General features: G+C 38.4%; 17 protein-coding genes. 10 read left to right on the top strand and 7 right to left on the bottom strand.

Translation table 11 applies throughout. The features are described 5' to 3' along the window. The first annotated feature begins 17 nt into the window (after positions 1 to 17). The gene (locus tag P9211_RS08685) at positions 18 to 1,754 is read left to right on the top strand and encodes a DNA polymerase III subunit gamma/tau (RefSeq protein WP_012196335.1); all 1,737 of its coding nucleotides are present in this window, start codon (positions 18 to 20) and stop codon (positions 1,752 to 1,754) included. A gap of 7 nt (positions 1,755 to 1,761) precedes the next feature. Here P9211_RS08685 and P9211_RS08690 read toward each other — a convergent pair whose 3' ends face one another. Together P9211_RS08690 and P9211_RS08695 are read right to left on the bottom strand one after the other, a co-directional pair. After that, positions 1,762 to 3,075, bottom strand: a complete 1,314-nt coding sequence (locus P9211_RS08690; protein WP_012196336.1) for a glycosyltransferase — start codon at positions 3,073 to 3,075, stop codon at positions 1,762 to 1,764. Positions 3,076 to 3,121: 46 nt separating this feature from the next. After that, the gene (locus P9211_RS08695; RefSeq protein ID WP_041391271.1) at positions 3,122 to 4,669 is read right to left on the bottom strand and encodes a SpoIID/LytB domain-containing protein; all 1,548 of its coding nucleotides are present in this window, start codon (positions 4,667 to 4,669) and stop codon (positions 3,122 to 3,124) included. A gap of 101 nt (positions 4,670 to 4,770) precedes the next feature. On the opposite strand from P9211_RS08695, the gene rpmI reads away from it, so the two are divergent. The 7 genes from rpmI (at position 4,771) to P9211_RS08730 (ending at position 9,565) form a co-directional block, all read left to right on the top strand. Next, positions 4,771 to 4,968 carry a 50S ribosomal protein L35 gene (gene rpmI / locus P9211_RS08700; protein WP_012196338.1) on the top strand — a complete coding sequence of 66 codons (198 nt, stop codon included), beginning with the start codon at positions 4,771 to 4,773 and terminating at the stop codon, positions 4,966 to 4,968. A gap of 55 nt (positions 4,969 to 5,023) precedes the next feature. Next, positions 5,024 to 5,371: a 50S ribosomal protein L20 gene (gene rplT, locus P9211_RS08705; RefSeq protein ID WP_012196339.1), complete on the top strand. Its 348-nt coding sequence runs from the start codon at positions 5,024 to 5,026 to the stop codon at positions 5,369 to 5,371. Positions 5,372 to 5,489: 118 nt separating this feature from the next. Beyond that, positions 5,490 to 6,047 (top strand): tetratricopeptide repeat protein, encoded by a 558-nt coding sequence (locus P9211_RS08710; protein ID WP_012196340.1) that lies wholly within the window; start codon positions 5,490 to 5,492, stop codon positions 6,045 to 6,047. Between the two features lie 20 nt (positions 6,048 to 6,067). After that, entirely contained in the window at positions 6,068 to 6,889 is an 822-nt protein-coding gene (locus P9211_RS08715; RefSeq protein ID WP_041391644.1) for a thiazole synthase, read from the top strand. A 67-nt stretch (positions 6,890 to 6,956) separates the two neighbouring features. Continuing rightward, entirely contained in the window at positions 6,957 to 7,124 is a 168-nt protein-coding gene (locus P9211_RS08720; RefSeq protein WP_012196342.1) for a hypothetical protein, read from the top strand. Between the two features lie 60 nt (positions 7,125 to 7,184). Further along, on the top strand, positions 7,185 to 8,378 hold the full coding sequence (locus tag P9211_RS08725; RefSeq protein ID WP_012196343.1) for an NAD-dependent epimerase/dehydratase family protein: 1,194 nt from the start codon (positions 7,185 to 7,187) through the stop codon (positions 8,376 to 8,378). 38 nt (positions 8,379 to 8,416) lie between these two features. Beyond that, entirely contained in the window at positions 8,417 to 9,565 is a 1,149-nt protein-coding gene (locus P9211_RS08730) for a glycosyltransferase family 4 protein (protein ID WP_012196344.1), read from the top strand. 4 nt (positions 9,566 to 9,569) lie between these two features. Here the strand turns inward: P9211_RS08730 and P9211_RS08735 are convergent, their stop codons facing one another. The 5 genes from P9211_RS08735 to P9211_RS08755 form a co-directional block, all read right to left on the bottom strand. Then, on the bottom strand, positions 9,570 to 9,830 hold the full coding sequence (locus P9211_RS08735; protein ID WP_012196345.1) for a hypothetical protein: 261 nt from the start codon (positions 9,828 to 9,830) through the stop codon (positions 9,570 to 9,572). Positions 9,831 to 9,971: 141 nt separating this feature from the next. Further along, positions 9,972 to 12,872, bottom strand: coding sequence for an aminomethyl-transferring glycine dehydrogenase (gene gcvP, locus P9211_RS08740; protein WP_012196346.1), 2,901 nt, complete (start codon positions 12,870 to 12,872; stop codon positions 9,972 to 9,974). Positions 12,873 to 12,947: 75 nt separating this feature from the next. Continuing rightward, on the bottom strand, positions 12,948 to 13,337 hold the full coding sequence (gene gcvH / locus P9211_RS08745) for a glycine cleavage system protein GcvH (RefSeq protein ID WP_041391273.1): 390 nt from the start codon (positions 13,335 to 13,337) through the stop codon (positions 12,948 to 12,950). Positions 13,338 to 13,357: 20 nt separating this feature from the next. Further along, entirely contained in the window at positions 13,358 to 14,659 is a 1,302-nt protein-coding gene (locus P9211_RS08750; protein ID WP_012196348.1) for an aminotransferase class I/II-fold pyridoxal phosphate-dependent enzyme, read from the bottom strand. A gap of 28 nt (positions 14,660 to 14,687) precedes the next feature. Continuing rightward, a complete protein-coding gene (locus P9211_RS08755; RefSeq protein WP_012196349.1) occupies positions 14,688 to 15,395 on the bottom strand; it encodes a hypothetical protein in 708 nt (235 codons plus the stop codon). A gap of 82 nt (positions 15,396 to 15,477) precedes the next feature. Between P9211_RS08755 and P9211_RS08760 the strand changes: the two genes are divergently transcribed. Both P9211_RS08760 and rplI read left to right on the top strand, forming a co-directional pair. Next, complete coding sequence (locus P9211_RS08760; protein ID WP_012196350.1) at positions 15,478 to 16,422, top strand: acyl-CoA desaturase; 945 nt, start codon at positions 15,478 to 15,480, stop codon at positions 16,420 to 16,422. A 41-nt stretch (positions 16,423 to 16,463) separates the two neighbouring features. Further along, positions 16,464 to 16,922: a 50S ribosomal protein L9 gene (rplI, locus tag P9211_RS08765; protein WP_012196351.1), complete on the top strand. Its 459-nt coding sequence runs from the start codon at positions 16,464 to 16,466 to the stop codon at positions 16,920 to 16,922. Positions 16,923 to 16,940 lie beyond the last annotated feature (18 nt).

The following is a 16,940-nucleotide window of genomic DNA, read 5'->3' on the forward strand; positions in this document are numbered from 1 at the left end:
AATCTATTGTGCAGCCTATGAGCAATACATATGCACCGCTGCATAACAAATATCGTCCTCAAAGTTTTGACGACTTAGTAGGTCAAAAAGTAATTGCAAGTACTCTTAAGCAAGCACTGCTGACTAATCGCATAGCACCTGCTTATCTATTTTGTGGCCCTCGAGGAACTGGTAAAACATCTAGTGCGCGTATTTTAGCTCGATCTCTGAATTGTTTGAATGTTGAAGAGCCAACCATCAATCCCTGCTGTCAATGCAATCTTTGCCAAACAATTTCAGCAGGGAATGCCCTAGACGTTATTGAGATAGATGCTGCTTCGAATACTGGAGTAGATAATATCCGTGATCTTATAGAAAAGTCTAAGTTCGCTCCAGTAATAGCTCGATGGAAAATTTATGTAATTGATGAATGTCATATGCTTTCTGCAGCTGCTTTTAATGCTCTTCTAAAGACTTTAGAAGAGCCTCCATCAAGAGTTGTTTTTATACTTGCTACAACTGATCCACAACGTCTTCTACCAACAATTATCAGTAGATGCCAAAGATTTGATTTTAGTCAAATCGAACTAAATGATTTAATCAATCATTTACAAGAAATTGCCAATAAAGAAGAAATTGGTATTGAAAAAGAAGCAATAAATTTAGTCGCTAGACGTTCACAAGGTGGCTTGAGGGATGCACAAAGTATGCTTGACCAATTAAGCCTTCTCCCGCAACCAATCACAGTCAATGCCGTATTAGATTTATTGGGAGAAGTTTCCGAGGAAAAGCTACTTGACCTTGCAATGGCTTTAACAAAGAAAGACCCTCTTAATTTACTACTAATTTGTAGAGAGCTTATTAATAATGGCAAGGATCCAATGGGAATTCTTCAAGGACTAGCATCAATTCTCAGAGATTTAGTACTAAAAAATGCAGCTCCCGATTATCCTGACCTATGCAGTATTTCACAAGAATCTCATCAGAAACTTTCGGAAATTGCAAGTCTAGTTGAACCAGAACGACTATTACAATGGCAATCGCACCTCAAAGGTTCAGAAAATAATCTTCGACATAGTTCTCAACCAAGACTTTGGCTGGAAGTTCTACTATTAGGACTGTTAAATGAACCTTTCAATACAAAACTGGAAACTCAAGTTAATGCAGCAAGAGCAAATATCTCATACACATCTCAAGAAAGGCATGAGCCATCTGAAAATCCCAATAAGAATAATCCAAATTTAGAAAATAAGAATGTAGCAGATAAGCATCAGTCCTCTTTAGAGAAAAATGTAAATGTGAAGGAAACAAATAGCGGTTTATCAGAAGCTTGGGAACAAGTATTAGCCCGTATAGACTTACCATCAACAAGAATGCTTTTATCACAACAAGCACAACTAGTTGGGTTGTCAGAAAATAAGGCAGAAATTAATGTTGCAGAAAATTGGCTAGGAATGATAGAAAGTCGAAAAAGTCTTCTGGAAAAAGCAATTAATGAAGCACTAGGTCAGGAAAGGAAATTAATTCTAAATTCCCAATCAAGATTATCTGTTAATACAGAGAAGAAGATAAAAGTCAGTGATAAACATTTAAAGCAAACTTCTACAGAGACAGCACAAGATATTAAACCTAAGGAAAGTCCAATTAATAATATAGATTCTTCAAAATTTCAATCAGAAAAGAAAGATGAAAGCAATAAATTTATCAATGGAAAGGCAGAGGAATTCGCTAAATTCTTTAATGGAGAAGTTATTAATATCGATAAGAAGACTTAAGCTTAAATTAATTACCTTGGTGAGTAGTCTTGTTCCAAACTAATTTCTTAGGTAAGACTGCCATTTTTATTGTTACCCAAGGAATAACAATAAACCAGTGAATCAGGTAAATGACAGATATTAATAATCTAAGTAATTTAGGAGAAGGTAAGTCTGGGCCTTGAGATTTTCTTCTGCAACCTCGAAAATAGGCCACTCCAGATACACTCAAAGCAATACATGATAAAGGCCAGTACAAGGGAAATGAGTGAGTCCAAGTGGCAATTAACAAGTCTACAGAAGATACGACAGGCAATACATATTGAAGAGTGAAGAAACATCCTAAGTCAAGTTTTTTGACAAAGCCGAGCCTTCCGGAAAAGAGAAAAGACCAATAGTCAAAAAAACGTTGTAATCCACCTTCTGCCCATCTATTTCTTTGTCGCCACAAAGACCCTAAAGATTCAACTGCTTCTTCCTGAATAGGAGGATTCCAAAGCAAACCGACATTAGCGCCAACAATCAATAGCCTAAAACTCAAATCAAGATCATCAGTCAAAGTATCTTCATTAAAGCCTCCACATTTATTCAATATATTTCTCTCTATAAGCTGACCATTTCCTCTTAATTCACCCACTCCTCCTACGAAGATTCTTCCTTGCTGGATAAAAGCATCCATTGCCATTTCCATAGACTGGCAATGAGTCAATAAATTCTTTCCTGAGTTTATAACTGCCTTTCTTAATTGAACGGCAGATAAACCATATTTCTCCGCAAAAGGAATAATCCTCAACAAAATATCATCATTAAACTGTGCATCTGCATCAAGAATAAAAATCCATTTACCATTCAGTTTAGATAGCGCATAATTAAGTGCGCCAGACTTGCCTCCTCCGGAAGATCTTGATCGATTTAAGACTTGAATTTCTTGAAAAGTTTGGGTTAATTGATTCAATAAAATGGACGTCTTATCTTTACTTCCATCATCAATAATCATTCTAGTTATTTTATCCTTTGGATATCTAATAGAAATTAGACGTTCCACTAATCTCTCAACAACATTCTCTTCATCTCTAGCTGAAACCACAACATCTACCATTGGGAGAGATTGGTATTCCTCTGGAGTAAAAGCAACCAATTTAGATTGATCAAAACGATTATCTATCTCTCTTAAAACAATCGACAAACCATAAATTCCTAGCAATACAGCCAATATTAATGCTGGCAATAAGCTTATTGATGCGGGAATTAAATAAGGACATAAGCCTAATAAAACGCAGCAAATCAAGAATAAGCTGGCCTTTCCGCGGCGATTTCTGCCATTTGTAGCTGCAAAGGCCATTGGAATCCTGCAGTTCAAATGTTGACTCTAAGCTGTCTTTTCATAACTAACGTAAAGATTCATATGTTGTTCCAGGGTAATAATGCTTAAGGATATTTTGGGTTGACCATCCTCGAAGGGCCAAATCAGTTGCACCTGCTTGAGACAAACCTGCGCCATGGCCAAAGCCTCCACCAATAAATTCCCAGCCACCTTCTTTCAGTTTTCTAAGCCAAAAAAGTGTACTTGGTAAACTTCTCAACCGTCTTCTAATAGCATCTCTGCGAAGAATTATCGGAGATTCATTTCTTCGCCCAGATATTTCCAAGGCAATAACTCTGCCACTAGGCCCTCTTTCAAGAATCTGTAGTTTTTGAGGCCTTCCAAATTTTTTCCTCAAAGGAAGTAACGCTTCTTGCAACTCTGAAGCTGAAATTTTCCTACGCCATCTAAATAAATAATGGTTGTTGCCATAAGCTCCATCTCTTTTAGCCAACAAAGTTTGAATCATAGATTTCTGATTGAGTGGTAAAGCAAATTGCTTAGACCATCTCTTAGAACCATCAAATTGTGTTTGCAAATAAGGAACAGAATCTATAGACCAGGCTTCATTCGCGGAAGCCATTACACCACCATTAGTTGCATGATAAACAGCATTAATTGGTGTTCCTTCCCAAGTTAAAACTTTGCCGGATGTTTTTTTAATTGCCTCTTGAACTTCTATTTCAGCTTTCTGAGGGTCTTTATAAACTTGACACTGTGTATTACTGCACAAATGATATCCATCTATTTCAAAACGCTTTGAATTGGCTAATGCCCATGTTCGAGCCAATACAGCCTGTGCACTTAAAGCTGATAAGGGAGAAGAAGAACCAATCTCATGAGGCACTACTCCCAGTAAATATTTTTCAAGATCAACACGTTCAACCAAAGTCCAACTTTGATATGCATCCTTCTGCAAAATAAATGAGCCCGAATATAAACCACCCTTCCATCTCAAACCCTCAGCCGCATCTATAGTTGAATTTCCATTTAAAAAGAATTTCGCATTTCTGACTTTCAAAAAAGGTTTAATTTCATGCGAGATCTTTTCCTCAAAACTCCTTGCTTGAAAAGACTTAGGAAGGTTTATATCTGCTGCTATCCAAATTTCCCAATCCAAAGGGTGCGCAATAATATTTTCTACTCCTTGATCATCTAATAGAGCCGAAACACTTTGAGCTGACTCAAAACTCGCAAAAGGACCCAACACTTGTCGAGAAAAAGTTTTTAAAGTTTTGAGAGGAACCTTTTCCCAACCAATAGTTATATCAACTGATTTATGAACTAATCCTGATTGATCTTTCAAAATTAATGGCTTCTTTCCACCACTTATTAAATTCAAGTCAGGTGAAGGAATATCTTGCAATAAGCTCCTACCCAGATAAGGCTCTAAACCCACTAAGAGGTCACCGTTCGCAGAGATAATTGATCTAGGAGCTTCAATCTGTTCGTGAGTAGAATGGACAATATTTGGTTCCAGCAAGTTATTTGCTTTAGAGCGATCAAAAATACCTTGGGCTAACAAGAAGCATCCAAATACCAGTGATATTCGTGGAATTAATGTCCTAATCAAGGGTAGCTAAAAAGTAATTACCAAAATAAATAAAACCTAATTGGCATTTAGGCAGTCTAAGGAAGTAGTCTATTAGATTGTATTTGTATGATTGGCAAGACATGCCTAAACTAAAAACTCGTAAAGCAGCCGCTAAGCGGTTCAAAGTTACGGGTACTGGCAAATTTATGCGGCGAAGAGCCTTCCGTAATCATCTGCTCGATCATAAGAGCACCAAGTTAAAGCGCCATCTTGCTACTAAAGCAGTCGTAGATGAGCGCGATGCGGATAATGTAAGTCTCATGCTTCCATATAGCTAATAACGCAAAATATTCATTCTTGCTAAACCAATCTCATCACTGATTATTTTCACTCATGTCACGCGTAAAAAGAGGAAATGTTGCTAGGAAAAGAAGAAACAAAATTCTTCGCATAGCCAAAGGCTATCGAGGTGGCAATGGAAAACTGTTTAGAACGGCCAACCAACGTGTCATGAAAGCACTTTGCAATGCATATAGAGATCGAAAACGTAGAAAACGTGATTTTCGACGCTTATGGATTGCTCGCATTAATGCAGCGGCAAGACTTAATGGGATGAGCTATAGCAAGTTAATGGGGAACTTAAAAAAAGCAGACGTGAGAATCAATAGAAAAATGTTGGCTCAGCTTGCAGTAATAGACCCAAAAAGTTTCAAGAATGTTGTTACACACAGTCAAAAATAATGCTTAGATAACTTTTTTAAGAAAGTTATTACTATAAGCAAAAATAATGAATTAATTCAAAACCTATTATTATGAAAGTAATTTCATATATTGGTAAAATGAAAGAACTCATTAAGAAATGAACCTCTCACTCCCCCAAACATATCTGATAGGTCTAAGTGTCTTATTAGCAATAATCGCAGTTTTAGTTGGTAGACAAGTTCTAAAAGTTAGGAAAGATGAAATAGAGTTAATCAAATTAGAGCAAAGTGGTAACAGTGAATCTAATGATTCAGCAAAGTTGTATGAGTTAGCTTCTGTTCAATTAAAAAAGAGATTATATCCTCAAGCAATCGCAACACTAAAAAAATCCATTAAAGCACTAAAGGACGAACCAAATGATGCAAAGGCAATTATTGAAAATGCATTAGGGTTTGCACTTGCGGCACAAGATAAATTTAAAGAAGCCATAACACATTATCAAAAAGCAATTAAAGAAAAGCCTGATTATCCTGTTGCAATAAACAATTTGGCTTTTGCAAAGCTAAAGTTATTGGAAGAAAATGAAGCTTTTGAACTATATCAATCAGTTTTAACTATGGATCCAAAGAACAAAACTGCAAAAAAACAAATTTCTAAAATGCAAAAGAGAAAAGAGTTTTCTACAGATAATATAGTTTACAAAAAAGGTTTTTAATTTTTTTACTCTCAATGATAATGAAACTGGGTCAAGATTTGCTAAAAATAGGCACTAAGAATTTCAAAAGTAGACTACTTACAGGAACAGGAAAATATAAAAATTTCGAAGAGATGAACGAGAGCCTTAAGAGTTCGCAGTGCGAGATTGTAACTGTAGCTGTTAGAAGAGTTCAAAGTTTAGAAGCTGGCCATATTGGTCTAATGCAATCTATTAATTGGAAAAAATTCTGGATGTTACCTAATACTGCTGGGTGCTCAAATGCAGAAGAAGCAATCAGAGTTGCAAGGCTAGGGCGCGAGTTAGCAAAACTATCTGGTCAAGAAGAGAATAATTTCATCAAATTAGAAGTTATCCCTGATAAAAAATATCTTCTACCAGATCCTTTAGGAACTCTTGAAGCTGCAGAACAACTAATTAAAGAAAAATTTGAAGTGCTTCCTTATATCAATGCGGACCCGCTTTTAGCCAAAAGACTTGAAGAACTTGGATGTGCAACAGTAATGCCCCTTGGCTCAGCAATTGGATCTGCTCAAGGCCTTCTCAACCAAAGCAACATTCAAATAATTATTGAAAATTGCAACGTACCAGTAATAGTAGATGCAGGTATTGGAGTTCCAAGTCACGCAGCAAAAGCTATGGAAATAGGAGCAGATGCAGTTCTAATCAATAGTGCAATTGCTTTAGCAAAAGAACCGCCCATGATGGCTAATGCAATGAACAAAGCAGTTCAAGCAGGAAGAGAGGCTTTTATGGCAGGAAAACTTGAAGAAAGATCGGTTGCAAATCCAAGTTCACCAAGCAGTGGATTAATTTCGACACCAAATATTGCAATTCAGTAAAGGTACGTAACAGAATCCGACACTGCCCCTCTGAAGTCCATAAGGTCCGCCGAGAGGTATATAGAAAATGACAGTTACTGAAGAAAGTGGAGGGCGTCTTAATGCATTTGCTAAAGAACCCGAAATTGAAGTAATTACACCAAACAGCATGCTGCAGAGTCAATCTCAGCGAATAATCCTGATTGGTGCAATACTTTTCATTGGTATTATTGGATTTTATTGGATCCTTAAATGAAACCCTTGTAGTAGCTTTCTATGATGGGTTCTTTTTTGATCTTTCCTGCGGGAGTTTTGGGTGAAAGTATTTGTTCTCGGCGGTGACGGCTTTTGTGGTTGGCCTTGTTCAGTGAACCTGGCCGAACATGGACATGATGTTCTCATCATGGACAATCTCAGTCGGCGCAAAATCGATATTGACCTTGAAGTCGAGTCTTTAACGCCTATCGCATCTATTGGTGAGCGACTAAAAGCCTGGGAGGAATTAGGTAGCAAACCAATTAGATTCATTAATCTTGATGTATCCAAGGAATATCAACGATTATTAGATCTGCTAATTGAAGAAAGGCCAGATGCAATTGTGCATTTTGCAGAACAAAGAGCAGCCCCTTACTCAATGAAAAGCAGTTCAACCAAAAGATATACCGTTGATAACAATGTGAATGGAACTCATAATCTCTTAGCAGCAATAGTTGAATCAGGTTTAGACCCTCATGTAGTGCATCTGGGGACTATGGGAGTTTATGGATATGGTTCACATCGGGGTGCAACGATTCCAGAAGGGTATTTAAAGGTTGAAGTTCCACAACCAGATGGCACTAGATTTGAAGAAGAGATATTGCACCCTGCAAGTCCTGGAAGCGTTTATCACATGACTAAAACGCTTGATCAATTACTTTTTCTCTATTACAACAAAAACGATCTAATCAGAATCACAGACCTGCACCAGGGAATTGTTTGGGGGACAAATACAGAATCAACCTTGAAAGACCCACGCTTAACAAATAGATTTGACTATGACGGAGATTATGGAACCGTCTTAAATAGATTTCTTATGCAAGCTGCAATAAATTATCCATTAACTGTTCATGGCACAGGAGGACAAACTCGAGCATTTATTCATATACAAGATTCTGTGAAATGTGTGCAACTTGCCTTAGAAAATCCTCCTGAGAAAGGGGAGAGAGTGAAAATTTTTAATCAAATGACAGAAAGTCATCAAATTGGTGAACTTGCCAAAAAAGTTGCTGCATTGACTGGTGCAGAAATTAATTACTTACCAAACCCTCGCAATGAAGCAGTAGAGAATGATCTGATTGTCGATAATCGTTGTTTCATTGAATTAGGTCTAAACCCTACAACGCTTGATGATGGATTATTAACCGAAGTTGTTGATGTTGCTCGGCGTTGGTCAGATAGATGTGACAAAAAACGTATTCCCTGCATATCAGCTTGGACCTCAACTCAGGCCAAAGCAATTAAAAGCACCTAGTTAAAGTTGCTTAAACAAACTGCTCATTCTTTATTCCAGTGAAGATTGCTTTTTTTACTGAAACTTTTCTTCCTAAGGTTGATGGAATAGTGACTCGGCTAACGAAAACACTTGAACATCTTTCCAAAGCAGGGGATGAAGTAATAGTTTTTTGCCCTGAAGGATGTCCTGATGAATACATGGGAGCCAAAATGATTGGTGTCCCTGCAATGCCCTTACCTCTTTACCCAGAACTAAAACTTGGTCTTCCTGGCCCTGCAGTATCTGAAGCTCTTGAAAACTTAAAGCCTGATTTAATACATGTAGTTAATCCAGCCGTTCTGGGGTTAGGAGGTATTTGGCTTGCAAAGAGTAATAACATCCCGCTCGTAGCGAGTTATCACACACATCTTCCTAAATACCTTGAACACTATGGAATGGGGATGCTTGAGCCACTTCTTTGGGAATTACTAAAAGCCGCACATAATCAGGCAATTTTAAATCTTTGTACCTCAACAGCAATGGTGAAGGAGCTGAGTGATAAAGGAATTCAAAATACAGCCTTATGGCAAAGAGGAGTCGACACAGAAACCTTCAACCCAGAATTAAGAAGTGATGAAATGCGCCAAAAATTACTCGGAAAACATAGTGATACTGGTGAATTACTAATCTATGTCGGAAGATTGTCAGCAGAGAAGCAAATCGAACGCATAAAACCTGTTTTAGAAGCTTTGCCCAATACCCGTTTGGCATTGGTTGGAGATGGCCCCTACAGACAACAATTAGAGAAAATATTTGAAAACACTGCTACAACATTCGTTGGTTACCTTTCGGGAAAAGAGTTAGCTGGAGCCTATGCATCAGGAGATGCATTTTTATTTCCTTCCAGTACAGAAACCCTAGGCTTAGTACTCCTTGAAGCAATGGCTGCAGGATGCCCTGTAGTCGGAGCGAACAAAGGGGGTATTCCAGATATTATTAATGATGGTCAAAATGGCTGTTTATATGATCCTGATGGGGCGAATGGAGGGGCCACAAGCCTTATAAACGCAACTAAGAAATTACTAGGTAATGAAATTGAAAGACAATCAATGAGAAATGCAGCGAGAATAGAAGCAGAAAAATGGGGTTGGTCTAGCGCAACTACTCAACTAAGAGATTTTTATCGAGCAATTCTTGAAAAACAATCCAACAAAATAGCCGCTTAAAGCTTTAAGCCGCATGAGGAGGTGGTGTAGGAGACCCAATAGGCTGGAAAGGGAGAACAAGTGTTGCCAGGCGTTCGGGCCTTGAGGGCCTTTTTTTTCTAGGCTCTCTAACTCCAAAAGGAACTCTAACTACATTTGTACCATCAACCTCCAACAATTTTCCTTTACCTAAAGTTGTTTCCAAAATCCCTGGAGAAAATGGCAAATTAAGGTCATCTGCTCTAAGAGCTTTGACCGATTGATCTCGAGAAATTTGTTTCATCATGCCATCCCCCAACGATGTGAAATAATCCATCAAAGAAAAGTTGGAACCTTTTCAATAGATGCAGGAAATTAAAACCAATAAAATTGGCTTTCGCTGAAAATTTAACTATTAAATCAGATCTGAACCAGTAGTAAAAGCAAACTAATTTTCAGCAAAGTCCTCCATAGAGGGACAAGAACATACCAAATTACGATCACCAAAGGCATTATCAATTCTCGAAACAGCAGGCCAAAACTTGTTTTTGATCTGGCCTTTCAATGGAAAAGCAGCTTGCTGTCTAGAGTAAGGTCTGTCCCAATCTTCAGAAGTAACTGTCTGCAAAGTATGAGGAGAAAGACGTAAAACATTGTTATTTAGATCACTATCCCCTGATTCAATAGCCTCGATTTCTTTTCGAATAGATATCATCGCATCACAAAAACGATCCAATTCTGCCAAGCTCTCACTCTCAGTAGGTTCAACCATTAATGTACCCGCAACAGGCCAACTTACTGTTGGGGCATGAAATCCATAGTCCATTAATCTTTTTGCAATGTCATCTACTTCAATACCCGTTTTAGTTTTAATAGGTCTTAAATCCAATATGCATTCATGTGCAACATTTCCATTAGGGCCTCTAAATAAAATTGGATAATATGGGTCTAATCGACTAGCCAAATAATTAGCTGAGAGAATTGCCACAGAGCTTGCTTTTCTCAAACCATTTAGGCCCATCATCCTGATATACATCCAACTGATTGGCAAAATACTCGCACTACCAAATGGAGCCGCAGAAACTGCTCCTATGGAATTAACACCACCACACTTTCTAAAAGGATGTCCTGGTAAATAGGGTAATAAATGTTTAGCGACAGCTATTGGTCCAACACCAGGGCCACCTCCACCATGGGGAATGCAAAAAGTCTTATGAAGATTTAAATGACAAACATCTGCACCATATTCTCCAGGCTTACAAAGACCAACCTGGGCATTGAGATTAGCTCCATCTAAATAAACCTGCCCACCATGATCATGAACCAACTCACAAATTTCTCGAATTTTGGGCTCAAAAACTCCATGCGTTGAAGGATAAGTAATCATTAAAGCAGCCAACTCAGAAGAATGAACTTCAACTTTTTGTACAAGATCTCTGAGGTCTATGTTGCCTTGTTCATCACAGATAATTGATACGACCCTAAATCCTGACATGACTGCACTAGCTGGATTTGTACCATGCGCACTAGTAGGAATTAAACAAACGTTTCTATTTTGATGCCCTCTAGACTTATGCCATTCACGAATAACTAATAACCCTGCATATTCACCTTGAGAACCAGCATTTGGCTGCAAAGAAGCACCATTAAATCCAGTTAACTCAGAAAGCCAACTCTCCAATTCTTTAATTAATTGCTCATAACCTTGAGATTGCTCGATAGGTGCCAAAGGATGAATTGAAGAAAATTCTTTCCAACTAACTGGTATCAGTTCCGCTGTGGCGTTTAATTTCATGGTGCAACTTCCCAAAGGAATCATTCCATGTACAAGAGAAAAGTCCTTACTTGCTAGTAACTGGATATATCTAATCAACTCTGTTTCTGACCTGAAGGAATGAAAGACTTTTTGGTTCAACCAAGGTGTTTGTCTTAATGGAAGTTCACTAAGACAATCTTCAATGTTTAAATCGCAAGTTGAGGGAGTTTTATAGACTTCTCCTTTGACTTTTGCAAAGATTTCAGAAAGAGAATTAATCTCTTCTTCATTACTCAATTCATCTAAGGAGATCGCAAACCCAGTTGCTTTCTCAATCGAAGCTCCTAAAGGTAAAATCCTGAAATTAAATCCTTTTAAAGCAGCCAGCTTATGAATTTCTGTAGCTTCTTCGCAATTCACTGAAATAGTGTCAAAGCCACTTATAGGCTCAAGAGGATAACCAAGTATTCTTAAAACATCTTCAAGTCGTTTACGGAAACAAGCAATTCTTTTTGCTATTGCTTCTAAACCTTCTGGACCATGATAAATTGCATAAAAAGATGCAATGATAGCCAATAAAACCTGAGCAGTACATATATTGCTAGTCGCTTTATCCCGTCGAATATGCTGCTCCCTAGTTTGCAATGCTAATCGCAATGCAATTTGACCATCCTGATCTACAGACTGACCTACTAAGCGACCAGGGACTTGTCTCTTAAAAGTTTCCTTAGTTGCAAAAAATGCGGCATGAGGGCCTCCAAAACCCATAGGAACTCCAAATCTCTGCGAACTTCCAATAGCAATATCGGCTCCTAACTCTCCAACAGGTTTCAAAAGAACCTGCGCTAAAGGGTCAATAGCTACTGTCGCCAATGCTCCAACTCGATGTGCCTTTTCTATAGCTAAAGACGGATCCCATAATCTGCCATCAGATCCAGGCAATTGAATCAGCAAGCCAAAAACTTTTTCATCTATCTCACAATTCCTTGGATCAATTTGTTCCAAAACAATATTCAAGGGTTCCGCTCTTGTCCTTAAAACTTCAATAGTCTGGGGAAAAACAGCTTGATCTACGAAAAATTTTCTTGCATGAGATGCTTTATGAACTAACAGAGATAAACTCATTGCTTCTGCTGCCGCTGTTGCCTCATCTAGTAAAGAAGCATTAGAAATAGGCAGACCAGTAAGTTCACTAATTAGTGTTTGAAAATTAAAAAGGGCCTCTAATCTTCCTTGTGAAATTTCTGCCTGATAAGGGGTATAAGAGGAATACCATGCTGGGTTTTCGAGAATATTACGCTTAATAGCAGGAGGCATTAATGTCCCAAAATAACCAAGGCCGATCAAAGAGCGATTAACAATATTTTTGCGGGCAATTTCATTTAATTGCTCTAATGCCTGCAACTCATTAGAACCTTTAGACAACAAATTGCTTGATGAATTTTGATTGAGTATCTGATTAGGAATAACTGAAGCTACAAAATCTTCTAGATCAGTGAAGCCCAATGCAGCAAGCATTGACTCTTGGGCGCAAGCATCTATCCCAATGTGGCGATCACAGAACTCTTCACAATCACTGAACTGTCGAATCATGTAATTTTGGCCATTAACCAACAAAGAATTTGTTTAATAATAAAGATTCAAAAATCTTCTAAATACATCAATTATTTAATTGGCCGCAATCTTACTTGCATAAGAGTCGGCATCCATTAGCTGAGTTAATTCAGCAGAGTCAGACATACGAATTTGCAGTAGCCAACCTGCCCCATGAGGATCATTTTGGAGTTGCTCTGGATCAGCAAGGACAGCCTGATTAATTTGTAGGACCTCTCCACTTATAGGGGCATACATATCTTCAACAGCTTTTACCGATTCAACAGAGCCAAAGCTATTACCCCTAGATAAAAAAGCTCCCACATCAGGTAAGTCAACAAAAACAATGTCTCCCAGCTGATCAACAGCAAAGGCACTAATCCCAATTCGGACTAAATCTCCTTCCGGAAAAGCATATTCGTGACTGTCCGCGAAGCGAAATTGGTTAGGAAAATCAAAGGCCATGGTCATGGGCCAAACGTTATTTAAGTAGTCTGGGGTAAATCTATAAAACCTGCTCGCACTAATGCAACAAGTGCACGAATCAGTGCAATTTTGATATGAGAGCGATGCGTCCCACCTTGCACAAAAAGATTATATGGTGACTTTAATGGTGCATCTGCAGAAAATTCACTTGTGCTTCCATCAATGAATGTTCCACCAGCCATAATTAAATCAGTTTGATAGCCAGGCATTGCTGAAGGAAGGGGATTTAAATAAGAACCTACGGGAGAGGAACGCTGGAAAGCTCTACAAACTTCTTTCAAAATCTCAGGTCTACCTAAGCGAACCGCTTGGATTAAATCGCTGCGATGTTGACTAGGTAATGGTTGCACATCAAATCCTAGAGAATTAAAAACACCTGCGACAAGGTCAGCTCCTATTAAAGCTTCTGCAACCATTTGAGGAGCAAGAAATATACCTTGCAAAATAATTCGATTTAAGTGCAGTCCAGAGCCGCCTTGAGTTCCTATACCAGGAGCAGTCAATCTGCAACATGCCTTCTCAACTAATGCTGAACGCCCAGCTAGATAACCTCCTGTAGGAACTATTGTGCCGCCAGGGTTTTTAATTAGTGAACCTGCAATTAAATCTGCCCCCACAGCTGTGGGTTCACTTTCTTCAACAAACTCGCCATAACAGTTATCTACAAAGCAAGTACATTCAGGTTGTCGACTATGAATCAATTTGCATATAGACTTAATCTGACTAATAGATAAAGAAGGTCTCCAAGAATATCCACAACTTCTCTGAATAAAAATCATTTTTCGAGGAATACTTAAAGCCTTTTCCAATTCAGATAGAGTCAATTTCTGATTTTTATAAATAGATATCTCTTCATAATTAATACCAAAATCAATAAGTGATCCCTGTCCAGACCCTTTTATTCCAATAACTTCCTCTAAGGTGTCATAGGGAGGACCAGTGATTGACAACAAATTATCTCCAGGCCTTAGAACACCAAATAAAGCAGTCGTAATTGCATGGGTTCCACTAACAAATTGTATTCTTACCGCAGCTTTCTCAGCGCCAAAAATCTTGGCAAATACTCTATCAATTAAATCTTTTCCTAAATCACCATGGCCATAACCATTGGAAGACGCAAAATGCTGAGTTCCCAAGCCTTCTTTTGAAAAAGCATCTAAAACTTTCTCAAGTCGTAATGAAACATCATCAGTTCTCTTCTTAGCCAAAGGGTATAGCTGATTTTCAATTGAACAAACAAATCGATTAGCCCATTCTTGAACTAATTTTTCATCGTAAATACCACTTTTTAATCTCTGCACAATCTTATTTAAAAAACAAAAAGTATTATTATAAGTCTCTCAAACAATCAGCACGGGAGCGTAAATCCTGCAAAAAGGCATCAGCACCTTGCAACTCAGAGTTACTAATAGTCTGATATGTGGCGTACAAGTCTAATAATTCCCCATCTAATTCTTCAGCCGTGTAATCCCTCAACCCTGCCATTACAGCTGCAAACCTCTCTCTTCGATGAGGCTTCTGAACTGGATAAGCCGCCATCAGTTTTTCACGGCACTGACGCCATGGTCTGCTATTACATAAGTAATCGGCTAATGCTGCGCTGAGCATGATCGCTTCATCCTCTTCAATAAACCAATCAAAAGAAGAAGGTAAAGGAGTCAAGCCAACAAAAATTTCAAACAAATCACCCGCTGAAAGTGGTTGCTCATCATCACCAACCAAAGGTAGCGCTGAATCAAGAAGAATTTTTAATAAGTCAGGATGATCTTGCTCAAGATGATTTTTTACATGACCTATACCTTGATACAGAACATGATTAATTTGGGCAAAAGCTAAAAATACTTCTGGCCCTGGGGAAACAAGCTTGCCATTACGAAGGTTAGAAATTTGAGAATTATGTATGCGTCCCAAATCTAGAGATTCTGCAAGTGCAGGCAAAACCTTATGAGACCAACCATTACGCTCATGCCATACATGAATAAGGTGGGCCATAGCCCTCCTTCCACTTGCCAATCGATCGCGATAACCGTTACTCACGAAATCATTGAAATGATTAACCTCTATTTGTGATATTGATACTTATCAGTTATTATAAGCTACCTTTAATCGGATCGTAATAGTGGTTTCCAGTGTTATTGGACCAAGCGCCCCATTAAGAAGGCCGGTTTCTGCAAGTAAAGCTCTTGCTGCGTCTACCAAACTTCAAATTCAAACACCTATCAATAATAAGAATAAGCTCAAGCCATTAGGGAAATTTGAACGGCGCTGGGGAACAATTATTTTTATGTTTGCAATTCATGCTTTAACAATATTTGCATTACAACCAAAATTTTGGAGTGTGCAAGCTGTTAGTGCATTGTTAGTTATGTACTGGGTAACTGCTTGTCTTGGAGTCACACTTGGATATCACAGATTGCTATCTCATCGTTCTTTCCAAGTTCCAAGATGGCTTGAAAGATTCTTTGCTACTTGTGGAGCTTTAAGTTGCCAACATGGTCCAATTGATTGGGTAGGCCTCCATCGTCACCATCACACTTTTTCAGATACCGACGCAGATCATCACAATAGTAATAAAGGATTCTGGTGGAGTCATATGGGATGGATGTTTGAGGACGTACCTGCTTTAGGCACAGTGCCTCGGTTTACAGGTGATTTAGTAAAAGATCCTTATTATCTATTTCTAAATCAACATTTTTTACTTTTGCAAATTCCACTAGGCGCTTTTCTTTTTTGGATAGGGACTATTAGCGAAGTAGGTGGATGGTCGATGGTTCTATGGGGAATCCCGCTACGTTTAGTAGTTGTTTATCACGTCACTTGGTTAGTTAATTCAGCCACACATTGTTGGGGAAGTGTTGCTTATGAAAGCGGGGATCGATCAAGAAATAACCGATGGGTCGCTGCACTGACATTTGGTGAAGGTTGGCACAATAATCATCACGCATTTCCAAGTTCTGCTAAGCAGGGACTTCAAAAAGGTCAAATAGATCTAACTTGGGAACATATACGATTTCTCAAGCGATTAGGTTTGGCTAGAAAAATTCGGCTGCCTATGACGTTCTAAACTGATAAAACAGAGATCGGAAGATTTTTCCTGAATGCATTATGGCCAAAAGAGTACAGCTTGTTTTAAAAGAAGACATTCTTAGTCTTGGTAAGGATGGTGATGTTGTAGAGGTTGCTCCTGGCTATGCTCGAAATTTTCTACTGCCCCATGGGAAAGCCTTGCCAGTAACACCTGCAGTAATGAAACAAGTAGAGCATCGAAGAGCAAAACAAAAAGAACATGAAGCAGCTCTCAAAGATGAAGCCCTGGCATTTGAGACAGCTCTCAAAACAATTGGACGATTCACAGTTAAAAAACAAGTTGGAGATGATGGTGTTTTATTTGGAACAGTGACTAATGGAGATATTGCTGAAGCAATTGAAAAAGCTACTGAAAAAGAAATAGATAGACGAACTATCAGTGTTCCTGAAGTCCATGCAATAGGCCAATATAAAGTGCAAATCAAACTTCATCATGAAGTCACTGCTGAAATTAATCTTGAAGTAGTTAGTTATTAATTGCTCCAAAAATCAACC

It is taken from the genome of Prochlorococcus marinus str. MIT 9211, assembly GCF_000018585.1.
Classification (GTDB): Bacteria; Cyanobacteriota; Cyanobacteriia; order PCC-6307; family Cyanobiaceae; genus Prochlorococcus_D; species Prochlorococcus_D marinus_B.